The 20,076-nt window shown below is 75.0% G+C and carries 22 protein-coding genes; 14 read left to right on the top strand and 8 right to left on the bottom strand.

What is annotated here, in order from left to right; genetic code table 11:
• The first annotated feature begins 215 nt into the window (after positions 1–215).
• On the top strand, positions 216–998 hold the full coding sequence (locus ABT014_RS20530) for an SDR family NAD(P)-dependent oxidoreductase (RefSeq protein WP_350640421.1): 783 nt from the start codon (positions 216–218) through the stop codon (positions 996–998).
• A 37-nt stretch (positions 999–1,035) separates the two neighbouring features.
• Here the strand turns inward: ABT014_RS20530 and ABT014_RS20525 are convergent, their stop codons facing one another.
• Positions 1,036–1,626 carry a TetR/AcrR family transcriptional regulator gene (locus tag ABT014_RS20525; RefSeq protein ID WP_350640420.1) on the bottom strand — a complete coding sequence of 197 codons (591 nt, stop codon included), beginning with the start codon at positions 1,624–1,626 and terminating at the stop codon, positions 1,036–1,038.
• 88 nt (positions 1,627–1,714) lie between these two features.
• Between ABT014_RS20525 and ABT014_RS20520 the strand changes: the two genes are divergently transcribed.
• From ABT014_RS20520 to ABT014_RS20500, 5 genes are all read left to right on the top strand, one after another.
• Positions 1,715–2,536 (top strand): SDR family oxidoreductase, encoded by an 822-nt coding sequence (locus ABT014_RS20520; protein ID WP_350640419.1) that lies wholly within the window; start codon positions 1,715–1,717, stop codon positions 2,534–2,536.
• A gap of 120 nt (positions 2,537–2,656) precedes the next feature.
• Positions 2,657–3,286 (top strand): TMEM175 family protein, encoded by a 630-nt coding sequence (locus tag ABT014_RS20515; protein ID WP_350640418.1) that lies wholly within the window; start codon positions 2,657–2,659, stop codon positions 3,284–3,286.
• Positions 3,287–3,393: 107 nt separating this feature from the next.
• Positions 3,394–3,744: a hypothetical protein gene (locus ABT014_RS20510; RefSeq protein WP_350640417.1), complete on the top strand. Its 351-nt coding sequence runs from the start codon at positions 3,394–3,396 to the stop codon at positions 3,742–3,744.
• A 469-nt stretch (positions 3,745–4,213) separates the two neighbouring features.
• Complete coding sequence (locus ABT014_RS20505) at positions 4,214–4,699, top strand: cysteine/serine endopeptidase inhibitor (RefSeq protein WP_350640416.1); 486 nt, start codon at positions 4,214–4,216, stop codon at positions 4,697–4,699.
• 158 nt (positions 4,700–4,857) lie between these two features.
• Positions 4,858–5,172: a hypothetical protein gene (locus tag ABT014_RS20500; protein ID WP_350640415.1), complete on the top strand. Its 315-nt coding sequence runs from the start codon at positions 4,858–4,860 to the stop codon at positions 5,170–5,172.
• A gap of 48 nt (positions 5,173–5,220) precedes the next feature.
• On the opposite strand, the gene ABT014_RS20495 is transcribed toward ABT014_RS20500, so the two are convergent.
• The 3 genes from ABT014_RS20495 to ABT014_RS20485 all read right to left on the bottom strand — a co-directional run bounded on the left by ABT014_RS20495 (position 5,221) and on the right by ABT014_RS20485 (position 7,388).
• Entirely contained in the window at positions 5,221–5,652 is a 432-nt protein-coding gene (locus ABT014_RS20495; protein WP_350640414.1) for a GNAT family N-acetyltransferase, read from the bottom strand.
• A gap of 25 nt (positions 5,653–5,677) precedes the next feature.
• Positions 5,678–5,890 carry a hypothetical protein gene (locus ABT014_RS20490; RefSeq protein WP_350640413.1) on the bottom strand — a complete coding sequence of 71 codons (213 nt, stop codon included), beginning with the start codon at positions 5,888–5,890 and terminating at the stop codon, positions 5,678–5,680.
• 265 nt (positions 5,891–6,155) lie between these two features.
• Complete coding sequence (locus tag ABT014_RS20485) at positions 6,156–7,388, bottom strand: DUF4149 domain-containing protein (RefSeq protein WP_350640412.1); 1,233 nt, start codon at positions 7,386–7,388, stop codon at positions 6,156–6,158.
• A 298-nt stretch (positions 7,389–7,686) separates the two neighbouring features.
• On the opposite strand from ABT014_RS20485, the gene ABT014_RS20480 reads away from it, so the two are divergent.
• Positions 7,687–8,898, top strand: coding sequence for a DUF4190 domain-containing protein (locus ABT014_RS20480; protein ID WP_350640411.1), 1,212 nt, complete (start codon positions 7,687–7,689; stop codon positions 8,896–8,898).
• 174 nt (positions 8,899–9,072) lie between these two features.
• On the opposite strand, the gene ABT014_RS20475 is transcribed toward ABT014_RS20480, so the two are convergent.
• Positions 9,073–9,768, bottom strand: coding sequence for an NADPH-dependent F420 reductase (locus ABT014_RS20475; protein WP_350640410.1), 696 nt, complete (start codon positions 9,766–9,768; stop codon positions 9,073–9,075).
• 213 nt (positions 9,769–9,981) lie between these two features.
• The gene (locus tag ABT014_RS20470) at positions 9,982–10,884 is read right to left on the bottom strand and encodes a DMT family transporter (RefSeq protein ID WP_350640409.1); all 903 of its coding nucleotides are present in this window, start codon (positions 10,882–10,884) and stop codon (positions 9,982–9,984) included.
• Positions 10,885–10,909: 25 nt separating this feature from the next.
• Here ABT014_RS20470 and ABT014_RS20465 point away from each other — a divergent pair, with 25 nt between their 5' ends.
• A complete protein-coding gene (locus ABT014_RS20465; RefSeq protein ID WP_350640408.1) occupies positions 10,910–12,352 on the top strand; it encodes an aminotransferase-like domain-containing protein in 1,443 nt (480 codons plus the stop codon).
• A 679-nt stretch (positions 12,353–13,031) separates the two neighbouring features.
• The gene (locus tag ABT014_RS20460; RefSeq protein ID WP_350640407.1) at positions 13,032–15,011 is read left to right on the top strand and encodes a hypothetical protein; all 1,980 of its coding nucleotides are present in this window, start codon (positions 13,032–13,034) and stop codon (positions 15,009–15,011) included.
• Positions 15,012–15,150: 139 nt separating this feature from the next.
• Here the strand turns inward: ABT014_RS20460 and ABT014_RS20455 are convergent, their stop codons facing one another.
• Both ABT014_RS20455 and ABT014_RS20450 read right to left on the bottom strand, forming a co-directional pair.
• Complete coding sequence (locus ABT014_RS20455; RefSeq protein WP_350640406.1) at positions 15,151–15,438, bottom strand: hypothetical protein; 288 nt, start codon at positions 15,436–15,438, stop codon at positions 15,151–15,153.
• Positions 15,439–15,520: 82 nt separating this feature from the next.
• Positions 15,521–15,853: a hypothetical protein gene (locus ABT014_RS20450; protein ID WP_350640405.1), complete on the bottom strand. Its 333-nt coding sequence runs from the start codon at positions 15,851–15,853 to the stop codon at positions 15,521–15,523.
• Between the two features lie 203 nt (positions 15,854–16,056).
• Between ABT014_RS20450 and ABT014_RS20445 the strand changes: the two genes are divergently transcribed.
• The 5 genes from ABT014_RS20445 to ABT014_RS20425 all read left to right on the top strand — a co-directional run bounded on the left by ABT014_RS20445 (position 16,057) and on the right by ABT014_RS20425 (position 20,075).
• Positions 16,057–16,320 carry a hypothetical protein gene (locus ABT014_RS20445; RefSeq protein ID WP_350640404.1) on the top strand — a complete coding sequence of 88 codons (264 nt, stop codon included), beginning with the start codon at positions 16,057–16,059 and terminating at the stop codon, positions 16,318–16,320.
• 30 nt (positions 16,321–16,350) lie between these two features.
• Positions 16,351–16,872, top strand: a complete 522-nt coding sequence (locus tag ABT014_RS20440) for an isochorismatase family protein (protein WP_350640403.1) — start codon at positions 16,351–16,353, stop codon at positions 16,870–16,872.
• Positions 16,873–16,911: 39 nt separating this feature from the next.
• Positions 16,912–17,283, top strand: a complete 372-nt coding sequence (locus ABT014_RS20435; protein ID WP_350640402.1) for a ClpX C4-type zinc finger protein — start codon at positions 16,912–16,914, stop codon at positions 17,281–17,283.
• A gap of 63 nt (positions 17,284–17,346) precedes the next feature.
• Complete coding sequence (locus ABT014_RS20430) at positions 17,347–19,320, top strand: FUSC family protein (RefSeq protein WP_350640401.1); 1,974 nt, start codon at positions 17,347–17,349, stop codon at positions 19,318–19,320.
• Positions 19,321–19,376: 56 nt separating this feature from the next.
• The gene (locus ABT014_RS20425) at positions 19,377–20,075 is read left to right on the top strand and encodes a hypothetical protein (protein ID WP_350640400.1); all 699 of its coding nucleotides are present in this window, start codon (positions 19,377–19,379) and stop codon (positions 20,073–20,075) included.
• Position 20,076 lies beyond the last annotated feature (1 nt).

Genomic DNA, 20,076 nt, shown 5'->3' with positions numbered 1-20,076 from the left:
ACCGGGCGCCGTTCGGGCTGCCTAGATTGGCTGCCAGGTGCCGGCGACCGCCGCACCGGTCCGCCCCGGCTCGACCCGCCGGGGCCGCGACCCACCCTGTTGACCGGCGCCCGTCGAGCGCACGCGTGCCGAGGCCCCTGTCGCGCACCGACGCGGCCGGGCCGACGGCCGCGGCCACCGCGCCGGCAACTCACCATCCGAACCAGGAGTTCCGCATGTCCAGCACCACCCCCGACTTCACCGGCCGCAAGGCCGTCGTCATCGGCGGCACCAGCGGGATCGGCCACGCTGTCGCCCGGCACGTCCTCGACGCCGGCGGCAGCGTCGTCGTCACCGGGCGCACCCGGGCCTCGGCCGCCGAGGCGGAAGCGGCACTGTCCGGTCACGGCAGGGTGATCGGCCTGGCCGCCGATCTGGCCGACCCGGCCGCGGTCGAGGGCCTGCGCCGCACGCTGGCCGAGGACCACGCGGACGCCACTCTCCTGGTCAACGCGGCCGGTGTCTTCGCCCCCAAGCCGTTCCTCGACCACACCGGCGCGGACTACGACCGCTACCAGGCGCTCAACCGGGCCCTCTTCTTCCTCACCCAGACCGTGGTCACCGCGATGACCGCGCGCGGGGCCGGGGGAGCGATCGTCACCATCGGTTCGATGTGGGCCCACCAGGCGGTCGCCGCCACGCCCTCCTCGGCGTACTCGATGGCCAAGGCCGGGCTCCACTCGCTCACCCAGCACCTGGCGATGGAGCTCGCCCCGCAGGGCATCCGCGTCAACGCGGTGGCGCCCGCCGTCGTCCGCACCCCGATCTACCGGGAGTTCATCCCCGAGGCGGAGGTGGAGTCCGCCCTGGACGGCTTCAACGCCTTCCACCCGCTCGGCCGCACCGGCACGCCGGACGACGTGGCGGCCACCGTCGCGTTCCTGCTGTCGGACCGCGCCGGCTGGGTGACCGGCGCGGTCTGGGACGTCGACGGCGGGGTGATGGCGGGGCGGAACTGACCCTCGGGCCGTACGGGAACCCCCGCCGCAGGAGGGATCAGGACGGTGCGTCGAGCTCGCGGAGCAGCCGGGCGCCCTCGCGAGTCATGATCTCCGGGTCGCGCAGGGCGTTGGAGAGCAGCGACATGCCTTGGTAGGCGCCGACCAGGGCGAGCGCGCGGCCGGCCGGGTCGGGGGCGTCGAGCAGGCGGTACTGCTGCTCGACCCAGTCGAGCAGCTGTCGGATGACCCGCCCGGCGGCGGCGTCGAGGCCTCCCTCGCGCTTGTCGATCTCCGTGGCCAGGGTGCCGGTCGGGCAGCCGTACCGCGCGGTGGACTCCCGCTGCGCGACCCACTCGGTGATCAGGCCCTTGAGGCGTTCGCGCGGGTCGGGGAGCCGGTCGAGGCGGTCGGTGAGGGCGTTCAGGTGCGCGGTGTGCTCCTCGAGGGCGGCCTCGACCAGCTCGTCCTTGGTCTTGAAGTAGTAGTACACGTTGCCGGCCGGTACGTCGGCGGCGCGGGCGATGTCGGCGATGGTGGTGCGTTCCACGCCCTGCTCGTGCAGCACCCGGGCGGTGGCGGCCGCCAGCCGCTGCCGCTTGGCCGTGGCGCTCGCCCGGGGGCGGCGGGATTCCGTTGAGTCAGTCACCCGACTGACTATAGACAACCTCCGGTGCGGCCGTGCTAACGTCGCTCTCGCAAGTCAGTCAGCTGACTCACTAACTGGGGAGATCGACATGATCGTGGTGACGGGTGCGACCGGGAACGTCGGCGGGGCGCTGGTCCGGATGCTGGCGGCGGACGGGGAGCCGGTGACGGCGGTGGCCCGCCGGATCACCGGGGCGGACGTGCCGGAGGGGGTGCGCGCGGTGGCGGCCGACCTGGCCGAGCCGGCCGGGCTCGGCGTCGCGTTCGCCGGAGCCGACGCCCTGTTCCTGCTGGTCGCGGGCGAGGATCCGGACGGCATCCTCGAGCAGGCGAAGCGGGCCGGTATCGGACGGGTGGTGCTGCTCTCTTCGCAGGGGGCGGGCACCCGGCCGGAGGCGTACCGGCACCCCGCCCGCTTCGAGGCGGCGGTCCAGGACTCCGGCCTGACCTGGACGGTGCTCCGGTCCGGCGGCATGGCCACCAATGCGTTCGCCTGGGCCGAGTCCGTCCGGGCGCGACGGGAGGCCGCGGCGCCGTTCGGCGAGGTCGGCCTGCCGTTCGTGGATCCGCAGGACGTGGCCGAGGTGGCCGCGGCGGCACTGCGCGGGGACGGGCACGCGGGCGCCACCTACGTCCTGACCGGCCCTGCGGCCACCACCCCGCGCGAGCGGGCGGCGGCGATCGCGGAGGCCGTGGGCGAGCCGGTCCGCTTCACCGAGCAGACCCGGGCGCAGGCCGAGGAGCTGATGGCGCGGTTCATGCCGCTCCCGGTGGTGCACGGCACCCTCGCGGTGCTGGGCGAGCCGACCGCCGAGGAGCAGCGGGTGAGCCCCGACGTGGAGCGGGTGCTCGGCCGGGCGCCGGAGAGCTTCGCGAGCTGGGCCGGGCGCAACGCCGCAGCATTCCGCTGAGCGCCGCGGCGGAAACGGCGAGGGGCGGGGAGGAGTCGGGGCGGACCCGAACGGGGGATCGGGGGCGGGTCGGCGGCGTGATCGGCCCCCGTCCGGCCGGCGGTCCCTACGATCGGGCGAATGACCGGATCAGAGGAAACCGAGGAGTCGGCCGGCCTCGCGCTCGATCGTCTGATGGCACTGTCCGACGGCGTGTTCGCCATCGCCGCCACCCTGCTCGTGCTCGACCTCGCCGTCCCGGCCGGGCTGGAGCCCGACGAGTACCGGCATGCTCTGCGCGACCTGATCCCGTCACTGGCGGCGTACGCGCTGAGCTTCATCGTGATCACCGAGTTCTGGCGGGCGCACCACGCGATCTTCCGGTACGTCCGCCGCCCCGACCAGCCGATCATCAGACTGGCAGTGCTGGGGCTCGGCCTGGTGGCGCTGATCCCGTTCCCGACCGACCTGCTGGCCGAGTACGGGGACGAGTGGCAGTCGGTGGCGATCTACTCCGGCACCGTGGCCGCCGTGGACGTGGTTCAGCTGGGGCTGGTGCTCTACCTGGGCCGGCATCCGGAGCTGCTCCGCCGGGAGATCCCGCATCGCAGCATGCGCGCGATGGTGCTGGGGCTGGGCGGCACCATCCTGATCCTGGGCATCACCATCGCCATCGCCTGGATCTTCGGTTCCGCCTCGAAGTGGCCCTGGTTCGCGCTGATCCCCCTGAAGGTCATCGCCGGGCGGATGGGCCGGCCGGCTCGGGCGTAGCTCCGGAGCTCGACCCGCCCCGGCCGTTGGCGATCTGACGGATGTCATACCGCCCGGGTGCCGCCCGGCACTGCCGGCCGGCCCCGGCTCGTCCCTAGGGTGGAGCCATGACGAAGCAGCTGAAGCAGGACGAGCGCACCGACCTCCACATCAGCCTGATCGGGGGCACCCGGCTGGAGGGCGAGGAGGTGCACAGCCGCACGCTGACCGCCTCGCTCATCGGCGGCGCGGCCGTCGACCTGACGGAGGTGGAGATCCCGGACGGGGCCGAGCTGAAGATCACCAAGCTGAGCCTGATCGGGGGCGTGAACCTGCGGGTCCGCCCGGACGTCCGGGTGGTGGTCTCCGGCCTGCGGCTCGGCGGCGTCCGCGACGAAGGCCCGACCGAGCCCGGCGGCCCCACCGTCCACGTCAACGCCTGGGGACTGCTGGGCGGGGTCAGCGTCGTCCGGGACTGAAGGCTGCCCCGTACGGCGGTTGGTCGCGCATCGTGATCCTCGCGTCGACCGGCCGCTGACTCCTGGGTGTCCGACCGTGATCATCCCGCCTCGGGGTGAGCTGACCAGGGGCTCCGCTGCCGTCTGCCCGGAGGGTGCAGGAACTCGCGGTAGCGCCGCAAGGCCCGGTCGGTGGAACCCGGTTGCAGGGAGAAGCTGTTGCCCAGCCTGCCGCATCCGGCACAGGCCGCGTTGGCGGTCCAAGGCATCCTCCTCCGTCCGGTCGGGGAGGTAAAGGATCCTGCCTTGTGTTCATGACAACATGTCAGTTGTCTGGACCTCTCACCCGGCCCCGGCGTAGGTTCCCCGGTGGGGTGGGCGCGACATCGGTGAACTCCCTTGCAGGGATGGCTGGTTGTCCGCATGCCCTGAGTCTGGCGGGCCGGTGCGACCGTGCCGGTCCGCTCTCGGAGTCGACCGGAGGGAACACGTGCGAGTCACCCGGAACCTCAGGATCACGGCGGGCGTCCCGCTCGCCGCCGCCGCGCTGATCGCGCTGGGCGCGGGGACGGCCAGTGCCGCGATACCCGTGAACAAGCCGATGAACGGCAAGGCGACGTACTACACCGACGCGGGCTACGGCGCCTGCGGGACCCGGATCAATGCCTCGACCCAGTTGCTGGTGGCCGTGTCGCACACCTGGTGGACCACCGCCAACCCCAACAACGACCCGCTCTGCCGCGGGATCTCGGTCAAGGTGACGTACCAGGGCAAGACGCTCACCGTGCCCGTCAAGGACAAGTGCCCGTCCTGCGACTCCACCCACATCGATCTGAGTCAGCCCGCCTTCGCCCGGTTCGCCCCGCTCGGCCAGGGTGTGATCAACGGCCTCACCTGGCAGTTCGTCAGGACCGGTCTCGCCGGACAGGCCATCCCGCTGTCCGCTCCGATCACCGGTTCGACGCTGAGCGGCTGACCTCCCGGAGGCGGTGACCGGGGCCGGCCGGCCGTGTGCCCGAGGACACGTGCGACGGTCGGATTCGGCCCCGGCGGGGAGGGTACGTACCGCACCGGAGCGTACGGGGGTGCGCCGGCCCGGGGAGGGCCACTGCACGGAGTGGGGGACGGGGCGTCATGGCGGCGGTGTTCGTACTGGTCCTGCTGGTCGCGGGCGTCGGCCTGATCGTCTCGGGCATGGACAAGCTGCAGACCAGGGTGCCGACCTGCTTCGGCCGGCCGATGGAGCCCGGTGACATCTGCCGGGCCCGGCCCACCGGCACCCTCACCGACGGGATGCCCGAGCCGCACGACAGCACCTACCAGGAGCAGCTGTCCGGCCTGACCAGCGGCGGCTGGACGTCGATCGTGCTCGGCGCCGTCCTGCTGCTGCTCGGCATGGTGATCGCGGCCGCCTGGATGGCCGGCTCGGGCCAGGACGAGCGGCGGTGACGGGGGAGGCGACCGCGCAGCGACGCCTCGCCCCGGCGCACCGGGCCGTCAGCGCCGGCCGATCGTGCGGTACATGCCGACGGACCCGTGCCCGGCGGTGTCCGCGAAGCCGAACTTGGCGTACAGGTGGCGGGCGGGGCCGTCGGCGATCAGGGACACGTACGCCGTCGCGGGGGCCCGGCGCTCCAACTCCTCGGTCAGCGCGGCCATGATGCGCCGGCCGAGACCCGCCCCCTGGTGCGCGGGGTGCACGCAGATGTCGACCACCTGGAAGGCGGTGCCGCCGTCGCCGATGATCCGGCCCATGCCGATCGGCTCGCCGTCGTGGTGCAGGACCACGCCGAACCAGGTGTTGGGCAGGGCCAGGGCCACCGCCTCGGGGGACTTGTCCGAGAGGCCCGCGTCCGTGCGCAGGCGGCGGAAGACCTCGACGGTCGGTACGCCGGGGCGCACTTCGTAACGGTCGGCATGCGATTCCATGCGATGCACGATAGCGAGGTGACGATCAGCCGGCGGCGACGGTGCTCTCGTTCAGGTAGCGCAGCTGGGCGGAGTGGGCCTCCGCGGTGTGCCGGATGGCGAAGAGGTGGATCTGGCCGTCCTCGGCGGCGTCCCACAGCCCGGTGCGGTGGTCGAGCACGGCCCACAGCCGGCGGCCGCGGTCATCCGGCGGAAGCTGGACGCTCTCCCAGCGGCGGGCGGCGGCCGGGCCGCTCACCGGGCCCGGGCCGCTCACCGCGCCCCGGCGGCGGGGCGGGGGCGGGCCGCTCCGGCCGCGGTGCGCGGACCCCGCTCGATCAGGTCAGTGCCAGCCATGAGCCTGACAGTAGGGGCTGTTGGGGCGAATTCCGCCGACTCACGCGGTTTTTCCCCCGCACATGCACAACTGGAAGGAGTGTTCGAGTAGTGAACGGAGCGCGGGAAACCGGGCCGGTGAGCCGGTGCGCCCCGGTGGCCGACCGGCCCGGGGCGCCCGAACCGGGTCAGTCCGTGGCGGGGACGGCGACCAGGGCGGCACCCGTACGCCGGCGGGCCAGCCGGCCGGAGAACCGGTAGGCGGCGCCCATCAGGACGATCACGGCGACGGTCTCGGTCGTGCCGAGCACCCAGGTGGTGGAGGTGACCTCCTTGGCCGCGAGCTTCGGCAGCTTCTTGGCCGGGATCGGGGTGGCGGACTGCTCCGCGGCCTTCGCCTGGAAGGCCTGGTTGCGTGCGGATCCGTGCAGGAACGGCGCCACGAACAGCAGCGTCATGGCGAGCACCACCTCGACCGCGACCACCAGCGGGAACCTGCGCAGCAGGACGGTGACCAGCGGGCGCTGGTCGCCCTCGTCGCGCAGCGCCTCGATCCGCGGGTGCAGCCAGAACTGGTTGAAGACGCCGAGCAGCATCAGCCCGCCGAACAGCAGGATCTTCACGCCGAGCACCCGGCCGTACATGGTGGTCACCAGCTGCGTCGGACCGTCGACGTGCTCCCAGTACAGGAACAGGCCGGACAGGCTGATCGCCGCGACGCAGCTCATGGCGGCGACCGAGAAGCGGCGGATCGCCACCGACCAGAAGGCGCGCCGCTCCTCGGCGGGCACGGCGCCGGGGGCGGCGAGCAGGAGCAGGCCCGCCAGACCGCCGAGCCAGACGGCGCCGCCCTGCAGGTGCAGCATCCAGATCAGGGTGTCGAAGCTGGTGCGGCCCCAGTCCTCGGGCGCCTTGTTGGGGAACTTGGTGGTGCCGAGCGCGACGACGCCGGCGGCCAGACCGGTGCTCAGCAGCCAGGTGCGGGCCCGGCCGGCGGCGACGGCGCGGTTCGCCAGCGGGAGAAGCAGCGCGGCGGCGACCAGCGAGAGGGTGACCTCGAGACCGGACAGGCGACCGGCGTTGCTGCCGTCGTAGAGCACGTCCCAGGCGGCCGCGTAGTCGTAGCCGCCACTCTTCGAGGCGCCGTGGGCGAGGTCGGTGAGGACCGCCGGGACGGCGAGCAGCGCGAGGACGCCGGCGGCCAGGCCGAGCCGGGCGGTGATCCGGGCCAGCGCGCCCGGCGCCGTACGGGCGGCGGCGGGGCCGGCGGACACCAGGGCGAGCGCGGCCACGCCGACCGTACCCATCAGGGTGATCCAGGTGGTCCAGGCGATGGCGCTGTCGATGAACGGGCCGAGCGGGGTGGACGGTGCGGCGGCGGCCAGGGGCGCCAGGGCAGGGGATATCGACGGTGAGGGCATGTGGGTGCCTTCCTCGATTCGCGGGGGACGACGGGGAGCGGTCGCTTAGGTTAGCCATACCTAATTCAACGTGCAACCATCTGCGCTCGTTCGCACACCGTGCGGTACTGGCGGGAAACATGCAGGTCAGAGCGGTAGAAGCGGGCGAAAGGCCCGCTCGGGGCGCATGGTGACGAAACCTCAGCGCCCGGCGGACCGGCCGAAACCCCGTTGCCGGGCGGGCCCGCGGACCCGCTATATTCACGCGGCGAACAGATGTTCCACCACAAACAGCCGCACCGCCCGGGGGAGACCGCGCATGCCTGGACCGACCGTCCCACCCGAGCAGCCGGTCGCACCGCAAGCGCCGGAGCCGACCCCCGCCGCACCGGGCAACCCCTACGCGCCGCCCGCCCCCGGCGCGCAGCGCCCGATGAGCGAGCTGGCGCCGGGGCCGTACGGTGGGCTGCCGCCGGGGCCGTACGGCCTGCCCGCGCAGCCCGCCGCCGGCCGCGACGGCTACGCGATCGCGTCCCTGGTGCTCGGCCTGTTCGGCTTCGCCTGCCTGGCCTGGGTCGCGGGACTGGCCTTCGGCATCGCCGCGCTGCGCCGGCTGCGGGTGCGTCCGCAGGCCGGGCGGGGGATGGCGGTCGCCGGCATCGTGCTGTCCGCGCTCTGGGGCGCTTTCCTGCTCACCACGGTCGCCGTGATCCTGATCGCAGGCTGGCCGGACCGGCCGCCGCACCGGGGCGCCGACGGCCGGGTGGGAGCGCCGGTGCAGGTGGCGTTGAACCACGTCAAGGAGGGCGACTGCGTGGAGTCCGCCGACTTCTCCGGCCTCACCGGCGACCGGCTCAAGGTGGTCCCGTGCACGGCGCAGCACCGCGGCGAGGTCTTCGCGGTGGTGGGCCTGGCCGGCTACGCGGACTATCCCGGTGACGAGGCGGTGCTGGCGCAGGAGCAGGCCAAGTGCCTGGAGGCCCGGTCCAGGTACGCCATCGACGACGCGGCCGTGCCGGCGGGCGTGCGGATCGCCTTCCTGGGTGGCGGCGCCGAAAATTGGGGGACGGCCGCTCGGCCGGTGGCCTGCGTGTTCGAGTCGGGGCGGATGCGGACCGGGTCGGTCCGCCAGGATCCGGACCGGCTGAACGAGCAGCAGCGGACCTTCCTCGACGCCGTCGACGCGATCACGACGGCGGTCCGCAACCGCCCGCGGGCCGAGGCCGAGGACGATCCGGCCACCCACCGGGCCTGGGCCGCCGCCTCGGCGGCCGCCATCCGCACCCGGCTTCCCGCGCTCGACCGGCTGGCCGCCGACCCGAAGCTCGGCCCGGCGGTCACCGAACTCACCGGCGCGCTGCGGGCCGCGCTGCCGCTGCTCGACGTGGCCCGGAACGCCCAGGACCCCGCGGTGCTGGACACCGAGGAGCTCGACGCCGACGGCTATCTGACGCCGGCGAAGCAGAACGCCGCCCGTAGCGCCCTCGGCCTGCCGCCGATCAACCTGGACGGTTCCGGGATGGCCGGCTGACCCGGCGAGGACCGGCCCACCGCCCGGATCGCGGGCGGCGGGCCGGTGCGCCGGGGCCGTCGGCCGATGCGCCCGGCCGACGGCTCAGGGCGGCTCAGGGCGGCACCGGAGGGCCCGGTACCGGAGGGCCCGGTACCGGAGGGCCCGGCACCGGAGGGCCCGGCACCGGGCGGCTCAGGCCGGTTGCTCGAAGGTGCCGGGGCTGTCCGGGGTCGCCCGCCAGGCCGGCGACCGCTCCGGGTCGGCCGCCGCCAGCGCCCGGCGCACGCCGTCGGCGTCCAGGTCCGTGGTGTAGACGGGGGTCCCGGGCTGCTGGCGCCAGGATTCCTCCAGGGTGCCGGCGTCGACCGCGTCGAAGCCGAGTTCCCGGACCAGCTCCAGCACCACGGCCTTCGCCCGCTCGTCGTCACCCGCCACCGGCAGGGCGATCCGGTCCGGAGCGCCCGCCGGGCGCCCGAGGTCGGCCAGGTGCTGGGCGTAGATGTTGTTGAAGGCCTTGACGACGGGCCGGCCGAGCTGGTGCTCGACCCACCGGCTCTCGGTGCTGCCCTTCTCGATCCCCTCGATCGCGCCGTCGCGCTGCTGCGGGTAGTAGTTGCCGGTGTCCACGACGACGAGCCCCTCGGCGGCGCCGTCGAACAGGCCGTCGGGCAGTCCGGGCACCTTGGCCTGGGGAATCGTCACCACCGCCAGCTCCGCCCCCCGGGCCACCTCCGCCACGGGCTTCGCGGCGGCGCCGCTCTCCGCGGCGAGGTCGGTGAGGGTGTGCGGGCCGCGGGAGTTGGCGACGGACACCTCGTGGCCGAGGGCGGACAGCCGGCGGGTCAGCGTGCCGCCGATGTTGCCGGCGCCGATGATTGCGATCTTCACGGGTGGTGCTCCTGGTGTCGGGGACGGTGGGTGCCCCCCCCGCGAGCCCGGGGGCGGCTGGACCGGGGGTCGGCACCATGCAACCAGGCGCCCCGGGGGAGTCCGGGCAAGGCGGCCGCCTGCGGCGCGTCAGGTCGGGTGCGGCCGGCGTCCGGCTCCCGGGGGCGACAACAGGGCGCCGGCGTGCGGTATGCCCGCGCCGGTGACCCTCCCTCAGGAACCGTCCGTCGAGGCGGCCCCGGGCCTCGGCCGCGGGGCGCGCTGGGTCGCGGCGATGCAGGCCAGCACGGCGAGCGCGGTGACGGGGGCCAGCGGCGAGAGGTGTTCGCCGAGCAGCACGGCCGACCACACCAGCGTCAGCAGGGGCTGGGCGAGCTGGAGCTGGCTGGCCCGCGGCACCCCGATCTCGGCCATCCCGCGGTACCAGAGCACGAACCCGCCGAACTGCGACACCGCCGCCAGGTACGCCAGCCCGGTGACCGCCTTCGCGGTCGGGTGCACCGGCTCCCGGACCAGGGCGACCGCGGCGACCAGCACGGACACCGGGAGCGCCGCGACCACGCCCCAGGCGATCACCTGCCAGCCGGGCAGGAACGAGGCGAGCCGGCCGCCCTGCGCGTACCCGGCGGCGCACACCAGCAGCGCGCCGAACAGGAAGGCGTCGCCGAGCGTCGGCAGCCCCCGGCTCTGGACCAGGGTGAAGGCGACCACCGCGAGCGCGCCGAACGCCGCCGCCGTCCAGAAGGTGCGCGACTGGCGGCGGCCGGTGAGCGCGGCCGAGACGATCGCGGTGGCGAGCGGCAGCACGCCGATGACCACCGCGGAGTGCGCGCTGCCCGAGGTGCGCAGCGCGAGCGTGGTGAGCAGCGGGAACCCGAGGACGCAGCCGCCGGCCACCGTGAGCAGGGCCGGCCAGTGCCGGCGCTCCGGCACCGGCACCCGGGCCCGGGTCAGGCAGGCCGCGGCGAGCAGCCCGGCGAGCAGGCCGCGGACGCCGGTCGTGGTCCACGGGCCGAAGCCGTGCAGGGCCCACGCGGTGGCCGGGAAGCTGAAGGAGAAGGACACCACCGCCAGGGCGGCCAGCGCAGTACCGCTATCGATCGAACCGGCCGACATGCGAGTACTGCTATCATGTATCGTCATGAACGACGGTAGCAGTGTCGCCCAACTGGCCGCCACCTTGCGCGATGAGCTGATCCGCTACCCGGAAGGTGCCAAGCTCCCCGCCAGCCGGGTACTGGTGGCGCGCCACCAGGTGAGTCCGGTGACGCTCTCCCGGGCGATCGCCACCCTGGCCGCCGAAGGGCTCGTCACCTCCCGGCCTGGTGCCGGGGTGTTCAAGGCGACGCAGCAGCGCCGCACCGGCACCGCGGGGGACGTCTCCTGGCAGGAGATCGCGCTCGCCGCCCACCCGCCGCTCGGCGGCGTCGACCCGGCCACCCGGGGTGCGGGCGCGGCCGGCGTGCTGGCCACCCTGACCTCCCCGCCGCCGGAGGTGATCGACCTCAACGGCGGCTACCTGCACACCGAACTCCAGCCCGAGCGGGCCCTCGGCGCCGCGCTGGCCAGGGCCGGCCGCCGGCCCGGCACGTGGTCCCGGCCCCCGGTCGAAGGCCTGCCCGAGCTGCGGGAGTGGTTCGCCCGCGACATCGGCGGGCCCGGCGGCACGCTCGCCGCCTCGGACGTCCTGGTCGCCGCCGGCGGGCAGAGCGCCCTCACCACCGCACTGCGCGCACTGGCCGCACCCGGCGCCCCGGTGCTGGTCGAATCACCCACCTACCCCGGGCTGCTCGCCGCCGCCCGCGCCGCCGGCCTGCGCCCCGTCCCGGTGCCGGTCGACGCCGACGGCGTGCGCACCGACCTGCTCGCGCAGGCCTTCGAGGCGACCCGGGCCCGGCTGTTCGTCTGCCAGCCGCTGTTCCACAACCCCACCGGCGCCGTCCTCGCCCCGCAGCGCCGCGCCGAGGTGCTCCGGATCGCCCGGGCGGCCGGCGCGTTCGTGGTGGAGGACGACTTCGCCCGCCGCCTGGTGCACGCCGACTCCCCGGCGCTGCCCCTGCCGCTGGCCGCCGACGACCCCGACGGCGTCGTGGTCCACGTGCGCTCGCTGACCAAGGCGGCCTCGCCGAGCCTGCGGATCGCGGGCCTGTCCGCCCGCGGCCCGGTGCTGGAACGGCTGCGCGCCATCCAGGTGGTCGACAGCTTCTTCGTCCCCCGCCCGTTGCAGGAGACCACCCTCGAACTGGTCGGCTCGCCCGCCTGGGCCAAGCACCTGCGGACCCTAGCCGGCGCGCTGCGGGACCGCCGGACGGCCGTGCTCACCGCGCTCGCCGCCGAACTGCCCGCGCTCCTGCCGCAACGGCCGCCGTACGGCGGCTACCACCTGTGGCTACGGCTGCCCGACGGCTCCGACGAGCGGGAGGCCGCCGCGTCGGCGCTGCGCCGCGGTGTGGCCGTCACGGCCGGCGGCCCGTACTTCACCGCCGAGGCACCCGCCCCGTACCTGCGGCTCAGCTACGTCGGCACCCCGGGCACCGCGCAGCTGGAGGACGGTGTGCACCGGCTGCGCCAGGCCCTGTCCTGACCGGAGCTGCTCACCGGCGCTCGCGCCGGCGCGGGGAGCAGGGATGCGCCGGCCCGCTGCCGGTGGCGCCCGCCGGGGCGGACCGGCGGACCAGGGGAGTGCTCAGCGCTCGGAACGCCACCGGCGCGGCGGCGAAGATCCGCACCTGGGCCTCGGGCGCCGTGCGGTCCGCGGGCTCGGGGAGGTCGACCCGGCCGAGGCCGGGGGCGAGGAGGAGCGGGGCAGCGCCGACCGGTTGACGCCCGGTTCGGCGCCGACACCGCCGAGGCGGGCGCCGACGGCCGGCGCGGCAGCGCTCGGGCAACGGGCCAGGTCACGGGCGGCGGCCACGAACGGCCGGTCGCCCGGCCTGGCTCTTCGTCCGCCGCGGTGCGCACCGTGGTGCCTCCGGCCGGCCGCGTCGCGCTGATCGAGGCGTCGCGGCCCGCGCCCCCGCACGAGCGCCCTCGAAGGGATGGTCATGGACGAGCAGCAGACAGCCTCCGGACAGGACGGTGGCAGCCGTGGAGACGGACCACCGCAGGAACGGCCCGGGCGGGCGCAGCTCCCGCCCGGCGGGGAGCCGGACCCCGGCCCACCGGGCGGCGCCGCGCCGTCCGGTGCTCCCGCCCCGCCGTTGCCGGGCGCCGGGGGACCGCCGGACCCCGGCCGGCGGCGCCGCCGGAAGGTGCTGCTGTCGGTGTCGGCTCCCGCCCTCGCGCTGATGGTGGTCCTGGGCCTGGTGCTGTGGCCCGACGGCGGCAGCGGCCCGGCCGTCGAGACCCGGGCGCAGGCCCAGGCCCACGCACAGGCCGCCGCGCAGGCCATGGAGGTGCTGCCCGCCGTGGAGCTGTCCGCGGTCTACGTGCCGGAGCAGGGCGCGGCCGCGACCCGGGCGCAGCTCACCGTCACGGCCGGGGGCCAGGCGACGGGTACCCTCCAGGGCCCGGCGAGCGGGAAGGCCGACCTGGCGTGGTCGGGCGACCGGATGTACCTGAAGGGCGATGCCGAGTTCTGGGCGCAGCAGGAGCCTTTGCACGGGCACGACCTGACGAGCAGTGGGCACTGGGTGGCGCCGGAGAAGCGCTCCGGGTACTACATGCTCGACAGTTTCGGTGTCGACGCGGGTTCCCTGACTCCGAAGGCGCTCGCCACGGTGGTGCGGCAGATCGTCTCCGATCCGGCGGTGGTCGTGGAGGATGCCGGTCTGCAGGGCGGGCACCGGGTTAACTCCTTCACCGGGCGGACGGGGACGGTGGTGGTGACGGCGGCCGCGCCGTACGAGGTCGTGGCCCTCGGGATCGATCCGGTGGACGCCGGCCCCGTCAGGACGGCGGCCTGGCATCCGCCGGTCGGCTCGCGTTCCGCTGCCGCCGGACCGGGGGTGACCCGGGCCGGCTACGGGGACGACGACGGGGACCCGTACCAGCCGTACCTGTTCCTGGGGCCGAAGCCGGCCACGGCCGGTCGGGCGGCGACGGTCGGCTCGGATGCCGCCGGCGCGGCCGCCGCGAGCGTTCCCCCGGCGTCCGTCGAGGAGGCGGCGGCGTCGGACGGGCCCGGGTTCACGGTGGACATCGGCGGGCCCGATCTGTGCGAGGCGGACCCTTGTCCGTACACCGTCACGGTCACGAACCAGGGGGACCAGCCCGCGGAGGCGGTGCTCCACGTGAGCTTCCAGGGCGGGCCCGCGCAGGTCTACCCGCTGGGCACGCTCGCCGCGAAGGAGTCCAAGCAGGTCGGTGGCAGCAACCCGAACGCAGCCAGGGGCACGAATTCGACGGTGACGGTCACCTACGACGCGTGGGTGTACTCCCCTGCCTCCTACGGGCCCGACCCGGCGGTCGCGGACCGCCTGCGGGCACGCGGACTCGACCCGCGAGAGATCGTCACCCCTCCGCTCCGCCCGATGGTCGCGATGCTGCTGGACGCCTTCACGCGGGGAACGGCGGAGAACGACACGACGGCGAACGATGCCGCCAAGGACCTGCTGACGAAGGCCGACGATCACGGGCACATTCCCCTGGCCGCCGACCTGGTGTCCTCCGGACGCATGCAGAACGTCAAGGACCTGCCCGGCCTGATGCAGAAAGCCTATTCCGCCAACAATCCGGGGGGTGTCCGGGAACTGGAGAACGCGTGGCAGTTCATCCGGAACAACCCGGACTACAACGTCGTCGTCGACGGCTCCTATTCGGTCGGCGGCGCGACCTACAAGGCCGACATGTTCGCCCTGCCGGCCGGTGGGGGCACCGCCGGGGCTGCGTCGATCCAGATGAAGACCGTGCAGTCGAAGCGCAGCAAGAACGTCGCCGACGCCGTCGAGCTCGGCGCCAAGCAACTCACCGGGGAGGGCGGAGTCAGTGGCGCCGACAACCTTCCCGACAATTCTCCGCCCGGCTTCAAGCGCATCCTCCAGCTCACTGTCGAGCCGGGACTGGCCGAGCTCTTCGGGAAGTTCAAGAGTGATCTCGAGTACGACCTCTTCAATCTCCGGAAATGGGCGGCGGTCCGGAACGCTCTGTGCGAGAACAGGGCGGGCGGGGATGACCTGCGGGTCCAGCGGCTGATCATCGTCAACGGGAGCGGGGTGGCCGTCTGGGACAACCTGCCCGACCTCTGCGCGGTCCCTCCCAAGGGGCCGAAGCCGCGACCCACCACCCCCTCGTCCTCCTCCTGACCGCCTCGGAGGCAGCCACGCGGCCCTGACGCCGGCGCAGGGTGCACCGCCACGACGGCGGTGCGCCCTGCCCGGCACGGGCGCGTCGAACGTCGGCGATCACGAACGGCCCGCGGGCCGGGCCGCTTCCGCACCGCCGCTACATGCGGCCGAAGCGGTTCACCAGGACGGTGATGCTGACCAGGCCCGCCAGGCTGGCGACCGAGCACAGCAGCACGGCGAGCCGGGCGGCCCACTGCCCGGAGCCGATCCGGCGGGCGCTGCGCAGGCCACCGAACGAGAACCCCAGGCCCAGCAGTGCGGCGGGCAGCGCCGCCGCCCAGAAGACCCAGCTCCACAGCACCCCGATGACCAGCGGCGCCGCGCCGAGCGCGAGCGCCGGAAGGGTCCACGGGTTCGGCTCGGGTCGCGAGCTGCTCAGGTCCATGGCCTGATCCAACACCGGGCCGGGCCACCCGGCCAGCCGGCTCGGGCCGGGCGCCGGGGTCGAGCGGCTGGGCCGGCCGGGGTCAGTCCCCGGTGGCCCGGAGGCTGTTGCCGGTGCCGCAGGCCAGGCAGACCAACCACCGCCGCAGCTCGCCGTCCGGTCGGCGCCAAGGTTCGCCGACGACGCTCGACTCCTCCTCGCCGCAGAACGGGCAGTTCTCGTCGGGACCTGACAGGCGCCGCATCGTCCGCAGCGGTTCGCCGTCCCGGTGCTGCGCGCCGACCCATGCGCAGGCCGGGCACTCCCACCAGCGCTCGGGCCGGGGCCGCGGAGCCGCGCCGCCCCAGCGGTTGCGCCGCAGGAGGACGTCCAGGACCGCCAGGGTCGAGGCGCACTGCGGGCACGCGGGGGTCATCGGCGTCCTCCTGTCGTCGCTGCGGGCTCGGGTCGCCGGGGCATCGTAGTCGTCCGGCCGTTGCGGCGCACCGGGTGCAGGGGCCGGTGCGCCCGGATTTTCCGGTGGCGCCCGGCCACCATTCGTGCACGAATTCCAGGGGATGGCGGGCGGACTCCGGGGATCGCCGGTGGCGGGTATCGTGCACCGTGAAGGAGGTGCCCATGATTGCCGGTCCGGGATTCTGGGATCAGGAGATAGCGAGAGCGGGATGGTCGCGCGTCCTGTCGCCGGGCATCGCGGACTTCCCGGAGATCGCCGGGCGCCGGACGGTCTGGGGCCGGAACTGCTACGTGCGCGGCAGGGAACGGCTGGTCATCGAGTGGTCGGACCAGGTGACCATCTCCGCGGCCCTGCTCAACGGCATGCCCCGCCCGCTGACCACCGCCGAGGACCTGTCCGCCGCGATCCGGGCAGCCGATCGCTAGGCGGCTCGGGCCGGGGGCTAGCTTGGTGCCATGCGAACTCTTGATCATGGCCGGACGGCCCTCGTCCTGATCGACCTGATGGACCGGATCGTGGACCTCCCGGTCGAACCCCGCCCCGGGCGCGCGGTGCTGGAGGCCTCCCTCGCGCTGGCGACCGACTTCCGGGCCGTGGGTGCGCCGGTCGTGGCGGTCCGGGTGGAACGGCCCGGCGTCGAGGTGCAGCCGCCCGGCAGCGACCTGGTGGCGTCGGTGGCCGAGATCGCCGACGAGGTGGTCGTCAAGCGGTCCATCGGCGGCTTCCACGGCACCGACCTGGACGACCTGCTGCGCGAGCGCGGCGTCGACACCCTGGTCCTCACCGGCATCGCCACCAACCTGGGCGTCGAATCGACGGCCCGCTCCGCCGTCGACCTCGGTTACTCCGTGGTCTTCGTCGAGGACGCGATGGCGGCGCTGACCGCCCAGGAGCACCGGGCGCCGGTCGAGCTGAGCTTCCCCCGTCTGGGTGAGGTGACCGCCCTCGCGGACCTGGTGTGGGGCCCGGCGAACTGAGTAGGGTGCCGTCAGGACTGTCCTGACAGAGGGTGCGGCATGTCGTCGGTACCGGCGGAGCACGAGGGTCTGCGGTGCTCGTTCTGCGGCCGGGCCGGCGCGGAGGTGGAGAAGCTGGTCACGGGGCCCGGCGTGTACATCTGCGGCGACTGCGTCGATCTGGCGGCCTCGATCGTGGCCGCGCACCGCGGCGCCCCGAACGGCCTCCAGCTGCCGGACCGCGCCGAGCTGACCGACGAACAGCTGCTGGCACGCCTGCCCCAGGTGGCCGCGGTCGCCGAGCGGGTCGAGACGGACCTGCGGACCTGGGTCGGGGACCTCCGGCGGCGCGGCGTCACCTGGGCCCGGATCGGGGAAGCGCTGGGCATCACCCGGCAGTCCGCCTGGGAGCGGTTCTCCGGCGAGGAGTGATCCCGCCCGGCGCCCGGCCGTGATCCGCCGGCGCACCGCCCGCGGGCTGCCAGCATGGGGAGCATGCGGCGGACGGGACGTACGGGATGGTGGGAGCGACGGGCCGTCGGCCTCCCGATCGGCGGGCTGCGGCCCAGCTGGTCCTGGCCCGAGCCGGTGCCCGTGCTCCGCAGCCTGCTGGGTCTGGTCCTGGTCGTGACGGCCGCGCTGGCGTGCGGTTCACCGGCCGCCGCGGCCGGCGCGGGCAGCGGCGCGGCCGTCGCAGGCGCCGTCGCGCTGCCGCCCGACCCCCGGGGCCGGCTCCGCCCGGTGCTGGGCGTGTCCGTCGCGATGGGCGCCGCGACCCTGGTCGGCGCGGTGACCGCCCCGTACGCGGCCGCCTTCGTGGCGGCGGCCACCCTCTGGAGCTTCGGCGCGGGGATGCTGTGGGCGCTCGGCGCCGGTGCCGGGGCCGTCGCCGCCGCGAGCGGCGTGCTGCTGGTCGGATCGGCCGCGCTGGCTCCGACACTGGGTCACACCCTGGGCGCGGCAGCGCTCGCGACCGGCGGCGGGCTCGTCCAGGCCGCCCTGGTCGCCCTCCTGCCGGCGCACCCGCGCGCCGCGCCGCAGTGGACGTCCGACCGCGCGACGGCACGGCGCTGGTCGACGCAGCGCGACGCACTGGCCGCCGCGTACCGGGCGCTCGCCGCGCACGCCCGGGCCCTGACCACCGACCCCCGCGCGAGCGTCGACCCGGCCCCACCGGCCGCCCTGCGCGAGGCTTTCACCCTCACCGACCGTCAGGCCGCCCGCCGCCCGCCCGCCTTCCGCGGACTGTACGGCCTGCCCGAGCGGCTCGGCCCCACCCTGACCGCGGTCGCCCGGCCCACCGCCGAGCCCGGCGCCCCCGACGACGTACGCGGCCTGCTCCACCGCGCCGCCGACCTCCTGGACGCGCTCGCCGACGGCCGCCGCGAGGCCGCCACGAGCGCACTGACCGCCCTGGACGCACAGCTGCGGCACACCGGCCCGCGCCGGCAGCAGGACCGGCGGCTGGCCGAACAGCTCGGCGAGGCCATCGACCTCGCCTTCGGCGGGCTGTCACCCGGCCCCGAGGAGGTGGAACGCGTACGCCGGCCGGACCTCCGCACCGGCCTGGCCACCGCAGTCCGGACGATCACCGCCCAACGGTCCACCACCTCACCGGTGCTGCGCCACGCGCTGCGCCTGGCCGCCGCGACCGGCGCCGCCTGCGCGATCGCCCGCGGCGCCGAACTCGCGCACGGGTACTGGATCGCGCTCACCGTCCTGATGGTGCTCCGACCCGAGACCTCCCGGACGTACGGGCGCTGCCTCGCCCGGCTCGCGGGCAACGCGGTCGGCGTGCTGCTCGCCACGGCCATACTGGTGTCGGCACGACCGGGGCCGGGCGCCGAAGCGGCCCTGGCGGTGGCCTCGATCGGCTGCGCCTACCTGCTCTCGCGGACCGGCTACCTGGCGCTGAGCGCGAGCGTCGCCGCCGCGATCGTCTTCCTGGTCGCCACCACCGGCGCCGACGGATCCACCACCGTCACCGACCGGCTGGCGGCCACCGCGATCGGCGGCGCCCTGGCCGTCCTCGCCCACCTGCTGCTGCCGGACCGGGGTGAGGAGCGGCTGCGCGAGCGCATCCGCGAGGCGGCGGCGGCGCACCGCCGCTACGCCCGCGCCGCCTCGGCCGCCCACGCCCGGCCGGGCCGGGCCACCACGACCGAACTGCGGGACGCGCGGCGGGCGGCCGCCCGCACCCGCGGCGAGCTGGACGCCGTCGCGAGCCAGGTGCCCGGAACGGTCCGGGCCCGGCTGCGCACGGACGAGATCCGTACCGTGCTGGACCGGCTCCGGGCGGCCGGCGCCCTCCTGGAGACCGCCGCGCCTGGTCCGGCGTCGGTCGAGCAGGCGGACGGCGGGGCGGCGGACGGCGGCGGTCCGGCCGAGGTCATCGGCGCGGCGGACCGGGAGTTGCAGGCCCTCGGGGTGGAGGAGGGCCAGGACGGGGCTGTCGGTGCCGGCTCGTAGGGTCGTGCCCACCGCGGCAGCCCGCCCCGCCGCCACCCGAAGGAGCACCCGGACCAGTGACCTCGCCGACCACCTCCGCCGACCACGGGGTCGGCCTCACCGAGCGGGCCCTTGCCGCCGTCGCGGCCGATCCGCACCGCCGCGTCCTCGACCACCTGGCGGCCGCCGGCCCGTGGGTCGTCGGAGCACCCGAGCCGCTGCCGCCAGGGCAGTTGGCCACCCTCAGCTTCCCCAGCGGCCGGCCGCTCCCGCCGAGCCTGCGCCGCTGGCTCGGGTACGACACCAGCCTGCTGCGCCGGTTCGGCTGGTTCGGCGCCACCACCTGGTACGCCGAGCAACCCTCCACCGAGCAGCCCGGTGCCGGGCTGACCCCGCGTCCGCTCGGCGCGCTGGCCAGGGCGGAGTTCGGCGACGGCTGGGGGGCCGCCTTCGACGCGCTGTCCGAGCGCTTCGACGAGTGCTTCCTGCTCCCCGGCGGCTCGGACTCCCGCCGGGTGCTGGCCACCGGCGAACCCGACCGGTACGGCGAGTACCCGGTGTTCGCCCTCGACGTCGACGACCTGCCGTGCATCGAGCTGATGTACCCGGGCTTCGACGTCTACCTCGCCGACACCGCCGGGTTGATCGGGCGTTCCGGGAGCGGCTACTCGGCGCTGGCCGCCGACCCCCGGTACGGCGAGCGGATGCGCGCCCACGCCCGGCACGCCTTCCCGGCAGGTGGCATGGCCGAGGAGTGCCTCGACCTGCCGTTCTGAG

It is taken from the genome of Kitasatospora sp. NPDC094015 (assembly GCF_040304075.1).
GTDB lineage: Bacteria > Actinomycetota > Actinomycetes > Streptomycetales > Streptomycetaceae > Kitasatospora.
This window is presented reverse-complemented; position numbering and strand designations above follow the sequence as displayed.